The sequence below is a fragment of the Actinotalea subterranea genome (genome assembly GCF_008364845.1).
Lineage (GTDB): Bacteria > Actinomycetota > Actinomycetes > Actinomycetales > Cellulomonadaceae > Actinotalea > Actinotalea subterranea.
Genome location: NZ_VTTP01000006.1, coordinates 123475 through 143671 on the forward strand (window position 1 = coordinate 123475; position 20197 = coordinate 143671).

17 protein-coding genes and 1 riboswitch are annotated in these 20197 nt (G+C 75.4%); of the genes, 12 read left to right on the plus strand and 5 right to left on the minus strand.

The features are described from left to right. The first annotated feature begins 115 nt into the window (after window positions 1-115). A complete protein-coding gene (locus FZ988_RS12080) occupies window positions 116-574 on the plus strand; it encodes an aromatic ring-opening dioxygenase LigA (RefSeq protein ID WP_149204280.1) in 459 nt (152 codons plus the stop codon). Window positions 575-656: 82 nt separating this feature from the next. Here FZ988_RS12080 and FZ988_RS12085 read toward each other — a convergent pair whose 3' ends face one another. Both FZ988_RS12085 and FZ988_RS12090 read right to left on the minus strand, forming a co-directional pair. Next, entirely contained in the window at window positions 657-1418 is a 762-nt protein-coding gene (locus tag FZ988_RS12085; RefSeq protein WP_149204281.1) for a hypothetical protein, read from the minus strand. Next, window positions 1415-3079 (minus strand): PspC domain-containing protein, encoded by a 1665-nt coding sequence (locus FZ988_RS12090; RefSeq protein WP_149204282.1) that lies wholly within the window; start codon window positions 3077-3079, stop codon window positions 1415-1417. The genes FZ988_RS12085 and FZ988_RS12090 overlap by 4 nt, the downstream gene beginning before the upstream one ends. 164 nt (window positions 3080-3243) lie before the next feature. Here FZ988_RS12090 and FZ988_RS12095 point away from each other — a divergent pair, with 164 nt between their 5' ends. From FZ988_RS12095 to FZ988_RS12125, 7 genes are all read left to right on the plus strand, one after another. Further along, complete coding sequence (locus FZ988_RS12095; protein WP_149204349.1) at window positions 3244-4476, plus strand: ATP-binding protein; 1233 nt, start codon at window positions 3244-3246, stop codon at window positions 4474-4476. Further along, on the plus strand, window positions 4473-5135 hold the full coding sequence (locus FZ988_RS12100; protein ID WP_149204283.1) for a LuxR C-terminal-related transcriptional regulator: 663 nt from the start codon (window positions 4473-4475) through the stop codon (window positions 5133-5135). Before FZ988_RS12095 ends, FZ988_RS12100 begins: the two co-directional genes overlap by 4 nt. A gap of 125 nt (window positions 5136-5260) precedes the next feature. After that, window positions 5261-6832, plus strand: a complete 1572-nt coding sequence (locus FZ988_RS19165) for a methyl-accepting chemotaxis protein (protein WP_149204284.1) — start codon at window positions 5261-5263, stop codon at window positions 6830-6832. Window positions 6833-6884: 52 nt separating this feature from the next. Beyond that, complete coding sequence (gene pcrA / locus FZ988_RS12110) at window positions 6885-9440, plus strand: DNA helicase PcrA (protein ID WP_149204285.1); 2556 nt, start codon at window positions 6885-6887, stop codon at window positions 9438-9440. A gap of 279 nt (window positions 9441-9719) precedes the next feature. Beyond that, entirely contained in the window at window positions 9720-10901 is a 1182-nt protein-coding gene (gene sucC, locus FZ988_RS12115; RefSeq protein WP_149204286.1) for an ADP-forming succinate--CoA ligase subunit beta, read from the plus strand. A gap of 36 nt (window positions 10902-10937) precedes the next feature. Further along, complete coding sequence (gene sucD, locus FZ988_RS12120; protein WP_149204287.1) at window positions 10938-11834, plus strand: succinate--CoA ligase subunit alpha; 897 nt, start codon at window positions 10938-10940, stop codon at window positions 11832-11834. Between the two features lie 69 nt (window positions 11835-11903). Continuing rightward, window positions 11904-13277, plus strand: a complete 1374-nt coding sequence (locus FZ988_RS12125; RefSeq protein WP_149204288.1) for a cell division protein PerM — start codon at window positions 11904-11906, stop codon at window positions 13275-13277. Window positions 13278-13305: 28 nt separating this feature from the next. On the opposite strand, the gene FZ988_RS12130 is transcribed toward FZ988_RS12125, so the two are convergent. Beyond that, window positions 13306-13968: a hypothetical protein gene (locus tag FZ988_RS12130; RefSeq protein WP_149204289.1), complete on the minus strand. Its 663-nt coding sequence runs from the start codon at window positions 13966-13968 to the stop codon at window positions 13306-13308. 123 nt (window positions 13969-14091) lie between these two features. Here FZ988_RS12130 and purN point away from each other — a divergent pair, with 123 nt between their 5' ends. Further along, a complete protein-coding gene (purN, locus tag FZ988_RS12135) occupies window positions 14092-14739 on the plus strand; it encodes a phosphoribosylglycinamide formyltransferase (RefSeq protein WP_149204350.1) in 648 nt (215 codons plus the stop codon). 17 nt (window positions 14740-14756) lie between these two features. Here the strand turns inward: purN and FZ988_RS12140 are convergent, their stop codons facing one another. Next, the gene (locus tag FZ988_RS12140; RefSeq protein WP_149204290.1) at window positions 14757-15707 is read right to left on the minus strand and encodes an NAD-dependent epimerase/dehydratase family protein; all 951 of its coding nucleotides are present in this window, start codon (window positions 15705-15707) and stop codon (window positions 14757-14759) included. A gap of 203 nt (window positions 15708-15910) precedes the next feature. On the opposite strand from FZ988_RS12140, the gene FZ988_RS12145 reads away from it, so the two are divergent. Continuing rightward, entirely contained in the window at window positions 15911-16690 is a 780-nt protein-coding gene (locus tag FZ988_RS12145) for a TetR/AcrR family transcriptional regulator (protein ID WP_149204291.1), read from the plus strand. Between the two features lie 4 nt (window positions 16691-16694). Next, window positions 16695-16787: riboswitch (ZMP/ZTP riboswitch) on the plus strand. 46 nt (window positions 16788-16833) lie between these two features. Then, window positions 16834-18468, plus strand: a complete 1635-nt coding sequence (gene purH, locus FZ988_RS12150; RefSeq protein WP_149204292.1) for a bifunctional phosphoribosylaminoimidazolecarboxamide formyltransferase/IMP cyclohydrolase — start codon at window positions 16834-16836, stop codon at window positions 18466-18468. Between the two features lie 32 nt (window positions 18469-18500). Here purH and FZ988_RS12155 read toward each other — a convergent pair whose 3' ends face one another. Then, a complete protein-coding gene (locus FZ988_RS12155; protein WP_149204293.1) occupies window positions 18501-19856 on the minus strand; it encodes an FAD-dependent oxidoreductase in 1356 nt (451 codons plus the stop codon). Between the two features lie 22 nt (window positions 19857-19878). Between FZ988_RS12155 and FZ988_RS12160 the strand changes: the two genes are divergently transcribed. Next, entirely contained in the window at window positions 19879-20160 is a 282-nt protein-coding gene (locus FZ988_RS12160) for a DUF3017 domain-containing protein (RefSeq protein WP_149204294.1), read from the plus strand. Window positions 20161-20197 lie beyond the last annotated feature (37 nt).

A 20197-nucleotide genomic window follows, 5' to 3' on the forward strand; every position in this document is an offset into this window, starting at 1 on the left:
CTGCCCACCCGGCGGCCGTTCTGACAACCTGTCCTCATGGGCTCGTCCGTGAGCTCCCGGGCTCGGTGCGACCTGGCCCGGAACCCTGTGCACCATCCTGGGAAGGGGACGTCACATGTCCACGTCTGTCGCCACCACGAGCGCCAAGCCCGTCCGGATCGTCGGGCTGATCGCGATCATCGCCGGCATCCTCATGATCGTCGCGGGTGCCGCGACGTGGATGATGGTCCGCCAGCAGCTCGTCGCCGAGAACATCGTCGTCGCCGAGGACGCGGCCGCCTTCGGCGGCAACGTCGTCAACGGCCCCCTGGACGCCTACTACGAGGCGGACATCATCAACCACCACGCGCTGGACATGTCCGGTGGCAAGACCTACGCCGAGCTCGACCGCGAGGACCCGCTGCGCCCGACCGTCATGAACGCCTCATTCCTGCGGACCTCGCTGTTCTCCTCGGTCATCGCGTTCGGCGTCGCCGCCTTCGCCGCGGGCATGGGCCTGCTCTTCATCCTCATCGGCTGGGCGCTGCGCAAGCTCGTCCCGACGGGGTCCGTCGTCACGAGCGCGACCGCGTAGCCGCGCCCGGACGAACGACGGCCGCACCGGCAGGGCTCCTGCCGGTGCGGCCGTCGTTCACGTCGTGGGTGCCGCCGGTGCCTCAGCGGCCCCGGCGTCGTGCACCGAGCAGCGTCCCCGCCAGGAGCGCGACGCCCGCGGCGGCCACCAGGATGATGAACGCGAGCTCGACGTCGAAGACGACGCCGCTCGCGAACGCCACGAGGCCGAGCCCGACGGCGGCCACGACGAGGCCCCACACGACCGTGCCGACCCGGATCCCCTGGCGCTCCGGGGGCAACGGCTGGGCCGCCGGGGGGACGGGTGTGGTCGCGGGCCGGTCGTAGGCGGGCGGGGGCGGCGTCGCAGCCGCCGGGCCACCGGGACCGCTCGTGCCGCCGAGGCTGCCGGCTGTCGAGCGGTCGGCCGCCGGCATGCCGGCCGACGTCGCGGCGGTCACGCCCGGGGTGGCGTCGGCGCCCGTCGGGCGAGCGGTGCCCTCGTCGTCGGGCAGCGGGAGCACGGCTGTGGCGTGCGCGCCGTCGTCGGCGTCGGTGTCCTGGGTCTCGAGGACCGCCGTGTCACCAGCGGCCGGCAGTACGACCGTCTCGGCGTCGTCGGCGTCGTCGGCGTCGTCGGCGTCGTCGGCGTCGGGCGCCGCGACCACGACGGTGTCGTCGTCGTCCCCGCTCGCGAGCACCGCGGTCTCCTCGTCGTCCCTGCTGAGCCGCGCGCGTGAGCCGATGCGGTTCTTGATGTCGTCCTCGGCCCGGGCGTCGGACGCGGGGTCCGTGCGGTCGGTGGTCATGGGGTCCTCCACTCTGGTCGTCTCGGGTCGGTCCTCGGCCTGCTCGTGCGGGCTCATCGCCCCTCCTCCACGACGCTGACCGTGCCGGCGCCGACCGTGATGTCGAGCTCGATCTGCGGCTCCGCGCCGGCGGCAACCGAGGCGGACTCGAAGACCTCGTCGCCCGTGGTGCCGGGTGCTCCGGTGCTGACCGTGTCGCCGAGCCACCGGACCTCGCCCGCCATGACGCTGATCTCGGCGCGGTAGGCGCCGTCCTGCGGCAGCACGACGGTCAGGTCGCCCGCGCCGACGTTGACGGGCACCTCGACGACGTCCGACCCCAAGGGGAGCTCGGTCAGGTCGATGCGCGCCTCACCGGCGCCGAGCGAGTAGCCGTCCTCGGCGCTCGCGACGTCGGTCGGCGTGTAGCTGAGGTCGCCGAACGCGGCGCCCTCGTTCCAGGTGAGGTCCCAGTCGGCCCGCTCGAGCCCCGCGACCGGCAGGAGGCACAGCGTCGTGATGACGGCCAGGGCGCCGAGCCCGCCGCTCGTCCGGCCGCGCAGGCCCGCGACGATGATCGCGAGGCCGAGCAGGACGACGGCGACCGAGCCCGCGGTCAGGAGCACGGGACCGTCGAAGCGGCCGATCCGCTCCGCGTACAGCAGGCCTGCGAGCGTCAGGAGGCTCAGGGCGACGACGACGCCGACGGTCCCTGCCCCCGGGCCGCGGCGGGGCGGGCGCGGCAGCGTCACGGGCGGAGGCATCGTGGCCTGCGGGCGCATCGGCCCGACGTACGGGGCCTGCGGGTAGGCCGGCCCACCGGGCGCCGGGTAGCTGCCGGCGTAGGGCTGGGGTGCCGGCTGGGGCGCGCCGCTCGCGTAGGTCGCCGTGGGCTGCCCCTGGCCCGGCGCGGGTGCTGCGGGGTAGACGCCGTGGGCTGAGGGCTGGGTCGGGTACATCGTCGTCGTGGGTCCTTCCGCTCGACGCGGGGGTGCGGCCGCGGAGGGCCGGCCCGAGGGGGTGGGTGTGGTCGTGCCGAACGGTCGCTGGGGGCCCTGCGGGCCCTGCGAGGTCGGGGGAGGCGGGAACGGGCCGCCAGGGGTAGGCGGTGGCACCTGGTCGCCCCGGCCGCTCGCGGCCTTCACGACGAGGACGATCACGACGACGACGGCGCCGATCCACAGCAGGCCCCGGAGCCAGCCGAGGTCGCCGCCCCACCACAGGCCGGGCCCCCACGTCTCGGGGAAGGACAGGCCGACCGCGAGGGCGGCGAACCCGCCGAGGACGGCCGCGTCGAAGTCGCCGCGGAACAGCTGCTGCAGGTGGATGCGCCCGTCGCGCTGCTCGGGGAGCAGGAGCCAGCCGAGGCCGTAGACGATGAACCCGAGGCCGCCGAGCAGGGCGCTCGCGGCGAGCAGGCCGCGCACGATCAGCGGGTCGATGCCGAGGCGCAGCGCGATGCCTCCCGCGACGCCCCCGACCCAGCGCTCGTCCGAGCGGACGAGGCCGCTGCGGCGGATGCCGTCGAAGAACGAGTCGGCGCCCGATCGTGCGGGTCCGGAGGGCCCCGGCGGCGGGTACTGGCCAGGCGGCGGGTACTGCCCGGGCGGCGGGTACTGGCCGGCCGGCGGGTAGGGCTGAGCGGGCGGCGGGTAGGGGCCGCCCGCCGACGGACCTGGCGCGCCGGACGGCGAGCCGGGCATGCCCGGGTCCTGCGGGGGGGTGGCGTTCTCGCTCATGGCAGCCATGCTTCCCGCCCGCGTGGTCCTCGGGTATCGGGGCCAGCCCTGAGCGGACCCTGACCTTGCGCCCGACGCCCCTGAGCGGACCCCGGTCTCACCCCTGATCCGGGACCTGAAGCGGCCGGGACGCCCCGCTGACGTGTGACGATGCTCCCGTGACCATGACCGAGCGCCTCCCGCTGCGACGTCCCGCGCAGGGGCGTGGCATCGGTGGCGTGTGCGCGGGGCTGGCCGCCCACCTGGGCCTGCCCGTCGCCGTGGTGCGGCTCGTCATGGCGGCCCTCGTGCTGCTCGGCGGCTTCGGCGCGGTCCTCTACGTCTGGCTCTGGGTGACCGTGCCCGCGGGCGACCCGACGGCGGCCGCGGCCGAGCAGAGGCCCGCCGCGCTGTCGCGTCTCGCCCCGCGTCTGCGCGACCCGGACCGGCGCGTCCCGCTCACCGACATCGGCGTCGGCCTGCTCCTGCTCGTCGCGGCAGGCCTCGCCGTCGCCGTCCGCTCGGGTGTGCGCATCGAGTACTCGTGGGTCGTCCCGACCCTGATCCTGCTGGGCGGCACGGCCCTGGCGTGGAGCCAGCTCGACGCGGTCCAGCGCGGACGCTTCCTGGCGCACGCCGGCGGCCGGACGCCCGTGAGCGTCGTTCGGCTGCTCGCCGGGACCGTCCTCGCGGGGCTCGGCGTCTTCCTGCTCGTCGGGCAGGACGAGCCGTTCGACGTGCTCGTCCGGTCCGCGGTCGCGGCCCTCGCCGTCCTCGTCGGTGCCGCGATCGTGCTCGCGCCGTGGTGGCTGCGCCTGGTGCGCGAGCTGGGCGACGAGCGCGCGGCGCGGGCCCGGGAGTCCGAGCGCGCCGACATCGCGGCCCACCTGCACGACTCGGTGCTCCAGACCCTCGCGCTCATCCGCGCGCGGTCCGACGAGCCCGAGCAGGTCGCCCGGCTGGCCCGCGCGCAGGAGCGTGAGCTGCGCGAGTGGCTCTACGACGACCGAACGACGCCCGGCACGTCGCTCGCCGCGGAGCTGCGCGGCGTCGTCGCGGAGGTCGAGGACCACCGTGGCGCCGCCATCGAGACCGTCGTGGTGGGGGACCGGGTGCCCGACGCCGGCACCGAGGCCCTCCTCCAGGCGACGCGGGAGGCGCTGGTCAACGCCGTGGTGCACGGGCGCCCGCCCGTGTCGCTGTACCTGGAGGCAGGTGCCGACCGGGTCGAGGTGTTCGTGCGCGACCACGGCGACGGCTTCGAGCTCGCGGACGTCCCCGCCGACCGGTTCGGCGTGCGAGAGTCGATCGTCGGCCGGATCCGGCGCCGTGGCGGCACGGCCACGGTGCAGAGCCGGCCGGGACGCGGCACGGAGGTGCACCTGTGCCTTCCGACGAGCGAGGGAGAGCAGCGATGAGCCCGCAGGCCCCGGTGGACGTCGTGCTGGTCGACGACCACCTGATGTTCCGGACGGGCGTGCGCGCCTCGCTCGACGACACGGTCAACGTGGTGGGGGAGGCGGACGACGTCGACACCGCCATCACCCTCGTCCGCTCGCTCCAGCCGCCCGTCGTCGTGCTCGACGTGCACCTGCCCGGGGGCATGGGCGGGGGTGGCGCGGAGGTCATCACCGCGTGCGCGGACCTCCTGGCGACCACGCGGTTCCTCGCACTGTCGGTGTCGGACGCGGCCGAGGACGTGGTGGCGGTCATCCGGGCCGGCGCGCGCGGCTACGTGACGAAGGCGATCAGCGGGCCCGACCTGTCCGACGCCGTGCGGCGCGTCGCGGGCGGCGACGCGGTGTTCTCGCCGCGGCTCGCGGGATTCGTGCTCGACGCGTTCGGCGCGGCCGCGGGCGACGTCGCGACGGGCGACGACGAGCTCGACCGGCTGTCGGCCCGCGAGCGTGAGGTCATGCGGCTCATCGCACGCGGGTACAGCTACCGCGAGGTCGCGACCGAGCTGTTCATCTCGATCAAGACGGTCGAGACCCACGTGTCGGCGGTGCTGCGCAAGCTCCAGCTGTCGTCGCGCCACGAGCTCACGCGCTGGGCGGCGGCGCGCCGCCTGCTCTGACGGGTCGTCCGCCCAGGGTGGAGAACCGGCACGAGCCGGATCTACCGGGACCAAGGTCTCATCCGGGTGTGCGGCGGGTCGATGGAGGGGCACACGTCCCTTCGTCCCCCCACGGAGCGTCAACGATGAAGCGTCCCTCGGCCTCGATCGCGACCAAGCTGCTCGGTCTCGGCGCAGTGCTCGCGCTCGGCCTCGTCCTGCTCGTCGCGCTCGCGTCGGTGCAGGTCTACGGCCGGATCATGAGCGAGCGTCAGGCGGCGACGCGCTCCGTCGTCGAGACGGCGCTCGGCGTCGTGACGTTCTACGGCGCGGAGCAGGCCGCGGGCCGGCTCACCGAGGCCGAGGCGCAGGAGGCCGCGATCACCGCGGTCCGCCAGCTCCGGTACTCCGGCGAGGAGTACTTCTGGATCAACGACATGAACCCGACGATGGTCATGCACCCGGTCAAGCCCGAGCTCGACGGCACGGACCTGACGCAGAACGTGGACCCGGACGGCAAGCACCTGTTCGTCGAGTTCGTCGACGTCGTCAAGGCGGAGGGAGCCGGGTTCGTCGAGTACCAGTGGCCCAAGCCCGGGGCCGAGGCGCCGCAGCCCAAGGTCTCCTACGTCGCCGGGTACGAGCCGTGGGGCTGGGTCGTCGGCTCCGGCGTCTACGTCGACGACGTCCGCTCCGTCGCGCTCGCCGAGGCGGCCAAGCTCGCCGCGAGCGGCCTCGCGGTGCTGCTGCTCGTGGGCGGCATCGGCGTCGTCGTCGGGCGCGGGGTCATCGGGCCCATCCGCCGGGTCACGGACCTGCTGGGCAGCGGTGACGTGAGCACCCGCGTCCCGGTCGGGGACGGACGCACGGAGCTCGAGCGTCTCGCGGTCGCGCTCAACGCCACGCTCGAGCGTTCCGCGACGGTCGCGTCCAACGTGTCCTCGGCGGTCACCGAGCTCGACGCGGCGGCCTCACGCCTCGTGACGACGAGCGACCAGATGGCCGCGGGCGCCGAGGAGACGGCCCGGCAGACCGCGGCGGTCACGGCCGTCGCGCAGGAGGTCAGCACGGGCATCGAGACCGTGGCGTCCGGGACGCACCAGATGGGCGCCTCGATCGGCGAGATCGCGCAGAACGCGCACGCCGTCGCGAAGATCGCGGCCGAGGCCGTGGACGCGGCCGAGGCGACCAACCGGACGGTCGGGGCGCTGGGCGAGTCGTCGGCCGAGATCGGCAGCGTCGTCAAGGTCATCACGGCGATCGCCGAGCAGACGAACCTCCTCGCCCTCAACGCGACCATCGAGGCGGCCCGGGCGGGTGACGCGGGCAAGGGCTTCGCCGTCGTCGCGGGCGAGGTCAAGGAGCTCGCGCAGGAGACCGCACGCGCCACCGGCGACATCTCGGCGCGCGTCGAGTCCATCCAGGCCGCGGTCAGCCAGGCCGCCGGCGAGATCGGCCGGATCAGCGAGATCATCGGCCGCATCAACGACTACCAGACCACCATCGCGGGGGCGGTCGAGGAGCAGACGGCCACGACGTCGGCCATGGCGGCGAGCGTCGCGCAGGCGGCAGACGGCGGCCGGAGCATCGCGACGACGCTGGACGGGGTGGGCGCGGCGTCGCAGCGCACGACGGCGGAGCTCGAGCACATCCGCTCCGCCGCGCACGAGCTCGCCCTCACGTCGCGCCGCCTCCAGGACGCGCTCGTCATCGGCTGACGGGCGGCGGGCGTCCGCGGACGTCGGAGGGCGCGCCTACCCTTGGAGCGACATGAACACGCTCTTCTCCGACCTCCCCCTGCCCGGCCTCCAGCGCGCCGACGGCACCCGGCTCCCGGCGGTCGTCCCGCCCCGCGAGGCAGGGGGCCCGCCCGACGACGGCCCGTCGCCGTCGGTCGCCGCGGCCGAGCGGCAGGAGCGTGCGGACTCGCTGCTCGTGGGCCTCAACCCCGAGCAGCGCGAGGCCGTGCTGCACACCGGCTCGCCGCTCCTCATCGTGGCCGGCGCGGGCTCAGGCAAGACGCGCGTGCTCACGCACCGGATCGCGCACCAGCTCGCCACGCGGCGCGTCCGGCCGTCGGAGGTCCTCGCGATCACGTTCACCAACAAGGCCGCCGGCGAGATGCGCGAGCGCGTCGCCGACCTCGTCGGCCCGGCCGCCCGGGCGATGTGGGTGTCCACGTTCCACTCGGCGTGCGTGCGCATCCTGCGGCGTGAGCACTCGACGCTGGGGCTGCGGTCGACGTTCTCGATCTACGACGCGGCCGACTCCCAGCGGCTGCTCACGCTCGTGGCGCGCGAGCTCGACCTCGACCCGAAGAAGTACCCGGCCAAGGCGCTCTCGGCGAAGATCTCGAACCTCAAGGACGAGCTCGTCGACCCGGACACGTACGCGCGGACGTCGGGGGCGGCCTCCGGCGGCGCCAACCAGTTCGACGAGGCGCTGGCGGCCGTGTACGCGCGCTACCAGGCGCGTCTGCGCCAGGCGCACGCGCTCGACTTCGACGACCTGATCATGACGACGGTGAACCTGCTCCAGGCGTTCCCGGCGGTCGCCGAGCACTACCGGCGCCGCTTCCGCCAGATCCTCGTCGACGAGTACCAGGACACCAACCACGCGCAGTACGTCCTGGTGCGCGAGCTCTCCGGAACCGGGGTGGCCCAGGGAGGCGACGACGGGGCGGACGGCACGGCGCCCGGCGAGCTCACGGTCGTCGGCGACGCGGACCAGTCGATCTACGCGTTCCGCGGCGCGACCATCCGGAACATCCTCGAGTTCGAGGCGGACTACCCGAACGCGCGGACCATCCTGCTCGAGCAGAACTACCGCTCGACGCAGACCATCCTCTCGGCCGCGAACGCGGTCATCTCGCGCAACCCCGGCCGCAAGCCCAAGCGCCTGTGGACCGACTCGGGCGCCGGCCCGCAGATCGTCGGCTACGTCGCGGACAACGAGCACGAGGAGGCGCGGTTCGTCGCCGAGGAGATCGACCGCCTCGGCGACTCCGACGGCGTGCGCCCGGGTGACGTCGCGGTCTTCTACCGGACCAACGCGCAGTCACGTGCCCTCGAGGAGGTGCTCATCCGCGTCGGGCTGCCCTACAAGGTCGTGGGTGGCACACGCTTCTACGAGCGCCGCGAGATCAAGGACGCGGTCGCGTACCTGCGGGCCATCGCCAACCCCGACGACGACGTCAACCTGCGCCGCATCCTCAACGTGCCCAAGCGCGGCCTCGGCGACCGTTCCGAGGCCATGGTCGCGGCGTTCGCCGAGCGCGAGCGCATCTCGTTCGGTGCCGCGCTCGCACGGGTCGACGAGGTCCCGGGCGTCGGCACCCGGGCGCTCACGGGCCTGCGCGCGTTCGACGAGCTCATGGCCGGGCTGCGCGACCTCGCGTCGTCCGGGGCGGGCCCGGCCGAGGTCCTCGGCGCGGTGCTCGACCGCACGGGCTACCTCACCGAGCTGCGGGCGAGCGAGGACCCGCAGGACGCGTCACGCGTCGAGAACCTCTCCGAGCTGCACGCGGTCGCGACCGAGTTCGAGCAGGCCGAGCCCGAGGGGGACCTCGCGGACTTCCTCGAGCGCGTCTCGCTCGTCGCCGACTCGGACCAGATCCCGAGCGACGACGCCGAGGGCGCCGGGGCGCAGGCCAAGCCGGACCAGGGCGTCGTGACCCTGATGACCCTGCACACGGCCAAGGGGCTCGAGTTCCCCGTCGTGTTCGTCACGGGCTGGGAGGACGGCACCTTCCCGCACATGCGCTCGCTCGCGGACCCCGACCAGCTCGCGGAGGAGCGACGCCTGGCCTACGTGGGCCTGACCCGGGCGCGCCAGCGGCTCTACATCTCGCGCGCGGCCGTGCGGACCGCGTGGGGCGTACCGAACGAGTTCCCCGCGAGCCGGTTCCTCGACGACGTGCCGGAGGACCTCGTCGACTGGCGCCGCCGCGAGTCGAGCATGGCGACGCTGCGCGCCGGGGGCAGCGGCTGGGGCTCCGGCGCGTCCGCCTGGGGTGGTCGCGCGGGGTCGTCGACGGGCACCGGTGGCCCGGGCCGGCGCGGCGCCGAGCGCTCCGGGCCCGTCACGACCCGCCGTGCGGCACCGTCGTCGAGCCAGCCGACGGCCAGCTTCGGGTCGGCCACACCCCGCCCGGCGGGCGACGTCCCGAGCCTGGCGATCGGCGACAAGGTCACGCACGACGCGTACGGCGTCGGCACGGTCGTCGGGGTCGAGGGCTCCGGCCCGAACGCGGTCGCGAAGATCGACTTCGGCGCGGACGGCACCAAGCGGCTCCTCCTGCGCTACTCGCCCGTCACCAAGCTCTGACCCCCGCCACCCCGCACGGCTGCCCCGGGGCTGGGCTGCAGGCGGGCGGGGCGGGGGGCACGGCTGTGGGGCGGGCCTGCGGGGCGGGGGCTGGATCTGGGGGTGGGTGGGGGCTCAGGGTGCGGCGAGCATGGGATGGGGCGGGGGAGTTGGCCCGCCGGATCAGGGGGCGGGGCGACCAAAGTCTCTTGACGTGAAGAGACATGGCCTCCGCGAGGCTAGGATCGGCCGTGACGAGGCGGTCAGTCGTGGCCGCCGGGCGAGGAAGGGACCGCTGGGGTGGACCTGTTCGAGTACCAGGCACGGGACGTCTTCGAGAAGCACGGGGTGCCGGTGCTGGGAGGCGTCGTCGCCACCACGCCCGAGGAGGCCAGGTCCGCGGCACAGCGGCTGGGCGGCGGGACCGTCGTCGTCAAGGCGCAGGTCAAGACCGGCGGCCGTGGCAAGGCCGGCGGCGTGAAGCTCGCGCACTCGCCCGAGGAGGCCGCGCAGCGCGCCGAGGAGATCCTCGGCCTCGACATCAAGGGTCACGTCGTGCGCACCGTCATGGTGGCCCAGGGCGCCCAGATCGCCGAGGAGTTCTACTTCTCCGTCCTGCTCGACCGCGCCGAGCGCCGCTACCTCGCGATGGCCAGCGTCGAGGGCGGCATGGAGATCGAGCAGCTCGCCGTCGAGCGTCCCGAGGCCCTCGCCAAGGTCGCCGTCGACCCGCTCGTCGGCATCGACGAGGCCAAGGCCGCCGAGATCGTCGCGGCCGCGGGCTTCGCCGACGAGATCGCGGGCCAGGTCGCGGACGTGATCCGCAAGCTCTGGACCGTCTACGTCGAGGAGGACGCGACGCTCGTCGAGGTCAACCCCCTCGTCCTGACCAAGGACGGCGCCGTCGTCGCGCTCGACGGCAAGGTCACGCTCGACGCCAACGCGGACTTCCGGCACCCCGAGCACGCCGCGCTCGAGGACGTCGCCGCGACGGACCCGCTCGAGGCGCGCGCCAAGGAGGCGGACCTCAACTACGTGAAGCTCGACGGCGCCGTCGGCATCATCGGCAACGGTGCGGGCCTGGTGATGAGCACGCTCGACGTCGTCGCGTACGCGGGTGAGGCCCACGGCGGGGTCCGGCCCGCCAACTTCCTCGACATCGGCGGCGGCGCGTCCGCCGAGGTCATGGCCGCGGGCCTCGACATCATCCTGTCCGACCCGCAGGTCAAGTCCGTCTTCGTCAACGTGTTCGGTGGCATCACGGCGTGCGACGCCGTCGCGAACGGCATCGTCGCGGCCCTCGAGATCCTCGGCGACCACGCGACCAAGCCGCTCGTGGTCCGCCTCGACGGCAACAACGTGGTCGAGGGCCGGCGCATCCTCGCGGACGCCGCCCACCCGCTGGTCACGCTCGCCGAGACGATGGACGGCGGTGCGGACAAGGCCGCACAGCTCGCCCACGCCGCCGTGACCGCCGCCTGACCGCCCGCACCGACGAAGAGACGAGAGAACAGACAGATGGCGATCTTCCTGACTGAGGCCTCCAAGGTCATCGTCCAGGGCATGACGGGCTCCGAGGGCCAGAAGCACACGACGCGCATGCTCGCCGGCGGCACGACCGTCGTCGGCGGCGTCAACCCGCGCAAGGCGGGCACGAGCGTCGACTTCACGGTGCCCGGCGCGGACGCCCCCGTGGCCGTCCCGGTGTTCGGGACCGTGGCCGAGGCCGTCGCCGCCACCGGTGCCGACGTGTCGGTCATCTTCGTGCCGCCCGCCCACACCAAGGCGGCCGTGCTCGAGGCCGTCGACGCAGGCGTCCCGCTCGTCGTGATCATCACGGAGGGCGTGCCGGTGGCCGACACCGCCGAGTTCTTCGCGGCGGCGCAGGCCAAGGGCGTCCGGCTCATCGGCCCCAACTGCCCGGGCCTCATCAGCCCCGGGAAGTCCAACGTCGGCATCATCCCCGCGGACATCACGGGCCCCGGGCGCATCGGCCTCGTCTCGAAGTCCGGCACGCTGACGTACCAGATGATGTACGAGCTCCGGGACTTCGGGTTCTCGACGGCCATCGGCATCGGCGGGGACCCGATCATCGGGACCACGCACATCGACGCCCTCGCGGCGTTCGAGGCCGACCCGGAGACGGCGGCGATCGTGATGATCGGCGAGATCGGCGGCGACGCCGAGGAGCGCGCCGCAGCGTTCATCGCCGAGCACGTGACCAAGCCCGTCGTCGGCTACGTCGCCGGCTTCACGGCTCCCGAGGGCAAGACGATGGGCCACGCGGGAGCGATCGTGTCCGGCTCGTCGGGCACCGCGCAGGCGAAGAAGGAGGCGCTCGAGGCAGCCGGGGTCAAGGTCGGCAAGACGCCGAGCGAGACCGCCGAGCTCATGCGCCAGGTGCTGAGCGCCTGATCCACCCACCGACACGCCCGGCCTCCCGGGGTGACGAGGTCACCCCGGGAAGGCATGGACCATGAAGGGGTGAGCCGACCCCCCGCCCCGCGCACGCCGGTCCCGGCGCGCGCGGCGGACGTCGTGCGTGAGCCGGACGTCGAGGCCGCACCGCCCGGCCTCGGGAACCGCGTCGGCCGGGTCCGCGACGTCGTCACCGCCTCGGTCGCGGGGCACGGCGGCGCGCCCCGATGGTTCTCCGGCGTCTTCGCGGGCGTCCAGGCGGCCGTCCTCTCGCTCGTCGTCGTGGCCGTCCCCGCGCTCGCCGCGTACGTCGCGACGTCCGCGGACCCGACCAACGCGGGCGTCGAGTGGCCCCGGGCGGTCGCGGTCGGTGCCGGGATCTGGGCCCTCGCCCACGGCGGCGCCCTGACGGCGGGCGGCGCGACGATCACCCTGGTCCCGCTCGGCATCACCGTGCTCGCGCTCTTCTCCGCGCACGCGTCGGCACGCCGCTCCGCGCTGCCCGGCCTCGGCTCCTGGCTCGCCGGGATCCTCGCCTACGCCGCCGTGACGGCTCTCGTCGTCGTCCTCGCCGGCAGCGCCGGGCCCGTGGGTGCAGGGCCGGGCCCGCTCCTGCGGCTCGCGCTCGGGACCGTGCTCGTCGCAGGGACCGGGCTGGGGACCGGCATGGTGCGCGCCCGCCGCCTGCGTGAGCTGACGCGGCCGTGGTGGTCACCCGTGCCCCCGCTGGTGCGCTCCGGGGCGGTCGCAGGCGTGCTCGTCGTCGCGCTCCTGGCGGGTGCGGCGTCCCTGCTCGCCGGCGCCTGGGTCGTGTCCGGCCGCGCCGCGCAGGGTGACGTCGTCGCGGGCCTCGGCGTCGACCTGTTCGGCGGCACCCTCCTGGCGGTGGCGCAGGTCGCCGTCGCGCCCAACTTCGTCCTGTGGGCCCTGGCGTGGCTCGTCGGGCCCGGCTTCGTCATCGGGGAGGGCACCCTGTACTCGCCCGCCGAGATCGTCAGCGGCCCGCTCCCGGCGCTCCCGCTCCTCGGGGCCCTGCCGACCGATGCGGGCGGGCTGCTGCGCTGGGTCCCGCTCGTCGTGCTCGTCGCGGGGTGCCTCGCGGGCTGGTGGCTGCACAGGCGCCTGGCGGCGACCCGTGCGTGGGAGCCCTTCGCCGCGTCGGCGTGCGCGGCCGTGACCGCAGGGGTGCTCGTCGCGGTGGGGACGATGGCTGCCGGTGGCTCCGTGGGGCCGGGGCGGCTCGCCGTCGTGGGCGGGTCTGCGGTCCTCGTGGGGGGCAGCGTGCTCCTCGGCACGCTCGCCGGGGCGGTCCTGACCAGCGTGCCCACGGACCCCGTGGTGCGGCGTGCGGTGACGCAGCGGCTGCGGCGCGGCGGTGCGCCCTCCGTCGAGCCGACCCCGCAGGCGCAGCCCGCACCCGCCGAGCAGGCCGACGCCTGAGCGCACGCGGGCGCCTCGGCCGGACCTGTCACCCGTCCGTGGGGCTCCCGGTCGCGCGGTCGAGGCGCTCCTGCAGCGCGTCCTGGTACTGCGCCTCGCAGGCCTCGCTCGCCGAGATGGTCAGGGCGTCACGCAGGCACTCCTGACGTTCCATCTGGACGGGCCACAGCGCGAGCATCGTCACGAGCGAGAGCGACATGAGAGCCGCGAAGGCCAGGCCCATGCCGAGCACCGGCAGGAGCGCACCGCGCAGGCCGGCCCGCCACACGGAGCGCAGCGCGATCACGCCTGCGACCATCGCGGCGATCGCGAAGGCGAGGGCGGCCGCCTGCCAGGGCAGGCTCAGCGTCGCGGCGACGAGCGTCGCGAGCATGAGGAGCCCGAAGTGCATCACCTGCCGGCTCGCCCGGCGCACGGCCTCGGGGTCGGGCGGCGGGGCCGGCGGCTCGGGGCGCCGGGGAGGCTGCGGGCCCGCGGGACCGTGCGGGCCACCCGACCCACCCGACCCGCCCTGCCCGCCCGACCCACCCGGCCCGCCCTGCGGGCCCGCGGGACCGTGCGGACCGGCGCCCGGCGTGCCCCGGCGTGCGTCGTCGGCGCTCTCGCCCGTCCCGTCGCCGGGCGTGTCACCCGGCCCGGCGGGCCGTGCCGCACGTCCCCCAGCCGGGGGTGGTGCGTACGGGTTGTCCACGCGGGCTCCTCGGTGTCGTGCTGCCGGAGGCACCAGTCTCGCATCGTCCGCGGGACGCCCTGCGCCCGTGGAGGCGGCACGGGCTAGGGTCGCGCCGTGCGCGCCGAGCAGCCTGCCCCACCCCTGCGCCCGGTACCGGGCCGTCCCGACGGGCGCGTCGTGCCTGAGCGCTCACGCGTCGTGGTCCTCGTCTCGGGAGGCGGGTCCAACCTCGCGGCGCTCCTGGCTGCGCACGTCGAGCCCGGCTACGGGGCGCGTGTCGTCGGCGTCGTCAGCGACCGGCCGGACGCCGGTGGCCTGGCCGTGGCGCGGGACGCCGGTGTCGCGACGGCCGTCGTCGCGCCCGGGGACTTCGCCGACCGCCCGGCGTGGGACGCCGCGCTCGCGCAGGCCGTGGGCGTGTTCGAGCCGGCCTGGGTCGTGAGCGCGGGGTTCATGCGCATCCTCGGGCAGGCCTTCCTCGACCGGTTCGGCGGCCGGGTCCTCAACACGCACCCGGCCCTGCTGCCGGCGTTCCCCGGTGCGCACGGGGTCCGCGACGCGCTGGCGCACGGGGTCAAGGTCACGGGCTGCACGGTGCACGTCGTCGACGCGGGCGTCGACACGGGGCCGATCGTCGCGCAGCGCGCCGTCGAGGTGCTCGACGGCGACGACGAGGCGGCACTGCACGAGCGGATCAAGTCCGTGGAGCGTGCGCTGCTCGTCGACGTGGTCGGCCGTGCGGCCCGCGGAGGGCTGACCCTCGACGGGCGGCACGTGCGCCTCGCGTGACGCGCGGGCGGCCGAGGTCAGCGGGCCGCGAGGGTCTCCGCGACGATCGTGGGCCACGGGGTCGGCGTCGTCCCGAGCGTCGCCTGGGAGGCCGCGGAGTCCATGACGAACGGCTCGGTGAACTGGTAGCCGACGGCGTGCAGCTCGCGCATCATCGGCGCCCCCAGGCCGAGGGCCCGCACGACTCCCATCGGGACGGCGGTGATCCGCGGGCGCGGTGCGCCCGCGGCCTCGGCGAAGCGCGCAGCGAGCTCGCGGAACGTGAGCGGCTCGGGGGAGGGGACGTGCCACGGGCGGCCCCAGGCGTCCGGGGTCGTGGCGGCGGCGGCGAGCGCGTGCGCGAAGTCGGGCAGGTACGTCCAGGTGTGCGGCTGGTCGGCGGATCCGAGGGGCCACAGCCGGCGCCCCGCGAGGAGCGGGTCGAGCATGCGCGGGCCGGCGTGCGCGTGCGCCTCGGCGAGGGGGCCCAGGTAGTCGCTGCCGCGGACCTCGGTCACCCGGAGGTGGCCCGCTCGGTGGCGCTCGAGCGCGCGCGTCCACATGGCGCCCCGCACCCGGCCCTTGGTCTCGGTGCTCGCGAGCGGTGAGTCCTCGCGCATGAGCCGCGTGCCGGCGCCGTAGGAGTAGAGGTTCCCGGCGAGGACCAGGACCGCACCGGTCGCCTCCGCCGCCGCCAGGAGGGCGTCGGTCACGGGCGGCCAGTCGGCGGCCCAGCGGTGGTAGGCCGGGTTGAGGCAGCTGTAGAGCGCCTGCGCGTCGCGCGCCGCCGACGTGACGGCTGCGGCGTCCGTCGCGTCGACCGCGGCGTGCGTGACGCGCGGGTGCTCCGTACCGACGCGGCCGGTGCGCGCGGTGGCCTGCGGCCCGCCGGAGCGGCTGAGGACCAGGACGTCGTGGCCCTGGGCGGCGAGGAGACGGGCGAGGGTCGTGCCGATGGGGCCCTTGCCGAGGACGACGGAGCGGGTCATGGGTGCCTCCGGAGGCGCTGGTTCGTGGACGGCGTCGGTGCGGGTCGCCGGCACGCGGCCGACGATCACGCTGCGGCGTACGGAGCACCGGCCGCGACGGCGAGAGCAGTGCTCTCGGTGAGGAACGATGCTCTCCGTCCGCCCCGCTGTCAAGAGCACTGCTCTCGTTTGCGATCACCGCTCTTGTCGGCGAGGATGACCGGATGGCTGCACAGCGCACGGCCCGCGAACGTGCCCGGGCCGAGTTCACCGCGGACCTCCTCGCCGCGGCGCGCGCGAGGCTCGTCGCCGACGGCGCGGCCCAGCTCTCGCTGCGGGCCGTGGCGCGCGACCTCGGCGTCGCCTCGTCCGCCGTCTACCGCTACGTGCCCTCACGCGACGCCCTGCTCACCGCCCTCATCGTCGAGTCCTACGACGCCGTGGGTCAGGCCGCGGAGGTCGCGGCCGCACGGGCCCGCGCGGACGGCGCCGACCCGGCGCAGACCTGGCTCGAGGTCGCCCGTGCCGTGCGGGTCTGGGCCCGGGACAACCGCAGCGCCTACGAGCTCGTGTACGGCACGCCCGTTCCCGGCTACCGCGCCCCCCAGGACACGATCGCGCCGGCGCTGCGCATCTGGGGCGTCATCGTCGACCTCGTGCTCGCTGCCGCCGACGCCGGCACCCTCGTCGAGGCCGGGCCCGACTTCGACCCGGCCGGGCGCGTGACCGCCGGCGTCTACGCCCTCGCGCAGCAGAGGCGGGAGGGGCTCCCCCCGGCCGACCCGAGGCCGGCGGCGGCCACAGACCCCGCCGAGCCGTCCGAAGAGTTCGCGCAGGTCGCGGTGCGGACGATCACGCTCTTCTCCTCGCTCCTCGGCGCGATCTCCGCAGAGCTGTTCGGGCACCTGCACGGCATCAGCGAGGACTACCCGGCCCTGTTCGACGTGACCATCGCTACGGCCGCGCGCGGCGTCGGCCTCCACGTGGACCTCGGACGCGGCTAGACTCGTCCCTGGCCGTGACTGGCGTATCCGAGGTGGAGCACACCACCGGGGAGCGGCCGATCTTCCCTGCCGTGCACCGTTCGCCTGGGTGCCTGGGTCCCGTCTGCTGACACTCAGCCGATCGAACCGACCCGGAGGTCCGCATGCCGCACGAGACCACGCCCCTGCCCGCCGTCGCCGACGCGACCGCACCCCAGACCCGCCGCCCGGTGCGCCGCGCGCTCGTGAGCGTCTACGACAAGGCCGGGCTCGTGCCCCTGGCGACAGCCCTGCACGCCGCGGGCGTCGAGATCGTCTCCACGGGCTCCACGGCCGCCACGATCGCGGCGGGCGGGGTCCCCGTCACGGCCGTCGAGGACCTCACCGGCTTCCCCGAGTGCCTCGACGGCAGGGTCAAGACGCTGCACCCCCGCGTGCACGCGGGCATCCTCGCGGACACCCGCCGGCCCGAGCACGTCGCCCAGCTCGCCGACCTCGGCGTCGCGCCGTTCGAGCTCGTGGTCGTCAACCTCTACCCGTTCGCCGCGACCGTCGCGTCCGGTGCGGCGCCCGACGACGTCGTCGAGCAGATCGACATCGGTGGGCCGTCCATGGTGCGTGCCGCCGCGAAGAACCACCCGAGCGTCGCCGTCGTCGTCGACCCCGCGCGGTACGACGACGTGGTGGCGGCCGTGAGACGGGGCGGGTTCACGCTCGCCGAGCGCCGCTCGCTGGCGGCTGCCGCGTTCGCGCACACCGCGGCCTACGACGTCGCGGTGGCCTCGTGGTTCGCGTCCTCCTACGCGCCCGACGACGTGGCGTCGGACTCGGGCTTCCCGGCCTTCGCCGCCGCGACCTGGGAGCGCTCGACGGTGCTGCGGTACGGCGAGAACCCGCACCAGCGTGCCGCCCTGTACACGGCCGGCGCGGGCGTGGGCCTCGCGACCGCCGAGCAGCTCCACGGCAAGGAGATGAGCTACAACAACTACGTCGACGCCGACGCCGCGTGGCGGGCCGCGCACGACCACGACGGCCCGGCGGTCGCGATCATCAAGCACGCCAACCCCTGCGGCATCGCCGTCGGCCAGGACGTCGCCGAGGCGCATGCCAAGGCGCACGCGTGCGACCCGGTCTCCGCGTACGGCGGCGTCATCGCCGCGAACCGGACCCTGACGCGGGCGGCAGCGGAGCAGATCGCGCCCGTGTTCACCGAGGTCGTCGTCGCGCCCGACTTCGAGCCCGAGGCGATCGCCGTCCTGACGCAGAAGAAGAACCTGCGGCTGCTGCGCGTCGCCGGGGCCCCGGCGGCCGGCGTCGAGATGCGACAGGTGAGCGGCGGGCTCCTCCTCCAGGCGCGCGACATGGTCGACGCCGTCGTGGACGGCGGGGGCGACGACGCGGCGCGGTGGACGCTCGTGAGCGGCGAGCCCGCGGACGCGGCGACGCTCGCCGACCTCGAGTTCGCGTGGCGCGCGGTGCGGGCCGTGCGGTCCAACGCGATCCTGCTCGCGCGCGACGGCGCGTCCGTCGGCGTGGGCATGGGCCAGGTCAACCGGGTCGACTCCTGCCGGCTCGCCGTGGACCGCGCGAACGCGGGCGGGACCGAGCGTGCGCGCGGCTCGGTCGGCGCCTCCGACGCCTTCTTCCCGTTCGCGGACGGTCTCGAGGTGCTGCTCGAGGCCGGGGTGCGCGCCGTCGTGCAGCCAGGGGGCTCGGTGCGCGACGCCGAGGTCGTCGCGGCCGCGCAGGCGGCGGGCGTCACGATGTACCTGACGGGCACGCGCCACTTCGCGCACTGACCGGGCCGTCCGCTGACGGCTCGCTCGGGCCGTCAGCGGACGGCGTCGCGCAGCGGCCGGTCGGCGTCGGCCGCGACCGCCCGGTCCACGTGCGGCAGCTCGGCCGCCGCGAACAGGCGCCGCGCAGCCGCGATGTCGCGCGGCCGGTCGATCGCGAGGACCGCGGTGAGCCGGTCGGTGCCCCGCTCGAGGTACAGCGCGGTCACGGGGCCGGTCGGGTCGCCGCGCAGCACGACGTCGTCCCGGGCGCCCGGCAGGCCGTAGAGGCCGAGCTCGTGGCCCAGCTGCGTGGAGAACACGTAGGGCGCCGGGTCGTCCCCAGGCTGCGTGGCGACCGGCGCGACGGCACCGGCCGGGTCGACCGGGCCGGCCGGGTCGCCCAGGCCGGCCATGCCCCCGTCGGGCCACACCTCGGCCAGGAGCGAGCGGACGGCGATCGCCGGGCCGCGCAGCGCGCCGTCCCAGTGGCCACCGGGCACCCACCCGTGGCGCGGGGACCGCCGACGCGCGAGGTCGCCGACCGCGACGACCCGCGCCGGGCCGTCGACGCGGAAGCCCGCGTCGACGGGCACGGACCCGTCCGCCTCGAGGGTGAGCGCCCCGGCGAGCCAGGCCGTCGCCGGGCGGGCGCCGACGGCGGCGAGGACGTGGTCGGCGCCCAGTGCACGGCCGTCGGCGAGGTGCACGGCGCCGGGCTCGATGCCTGCGACAGCGGTCCCCGTGATCAGCCGCACCCCAGCGTCGGCGTACCAGGGCGCCGTGAGCGCGCCGACGACGGGGCCCAGCGCGGCGAGGAGCGGTGCTGCGGCCGCCTCGACGACGGTCACGTCGACCCCGGCCGCCGCGGCGACGCCGGCGACCTCGGCGCCGATCCAGCCCGCGCCGACCACGACGAGGCGGCTGCCCGGGGTGAGGCGCGCGCGCAGGTCGGCGGCGTCGGCCGCGGTGTGGAGCGTGAGGACGCCCGGCCAGTCGCGGGGACGGGCCGCGTGAGCACCCGTCGCGAGCACCGCCGCGTCGGCCTCGACCGGCCCCTCGGAGGTCATGACCGTGATCCGGGCCCCGTCGAGCCGCAGTCCCGTCGCGGCCGTGCCGAGCCGGACGTCGTCCGCGGCCCCGAGGTCGAGGCCGAGCTCGTCGCGCAGCCACGCGGGTGCCGGTCTGGTCAGCAGCTCCTTCGACAGGGGAGGACGGTCGTAGGGCTCGACCCCCTCGGCCCCCAGGAGCGTGATCCGGCCGTCGAAGCCCTCGGCGCGCAGGGCGGTGACCGCCTGGGCCCCGGCGAGGCCCGCACCGACCACGACGACGGAGCGGACGGCGGCCCGTGGGAGCGGCCCACGCGCACCGGTCGGGACGGGGGTCGCAGGGGGCTCACCGGCGGTCGGCACGGCCTCACGGTAGTCTCCGGGCGTGACGTCTGCCCCGCCGGAAGCCCCCGAGCGGCACCGGGCTCCCGCGCTCTGGCTGGTCGTCCTGGCCCTCGCGGTGGCGACCCTCGTGACGGTCCTCGTCGAGGCGCGCACCGGCGTGGTCCTGCTCGCCGTGACGCTGGTGGGTGCCGCGATCGCGCGGCTCGTGGGCCGGGGCCGCCGGCCCGAGGGCATCGCGGTCCGCTCGACCTGGGTGGACGTGACCATCCTCCTGGTGCTCGCGCTGGGCATCCTCCTGCTGGTCCGCACGCCCGGCGTCTGACAGGCGTCCGGCGCCCGCACGTCAGGCGCCCGCACGG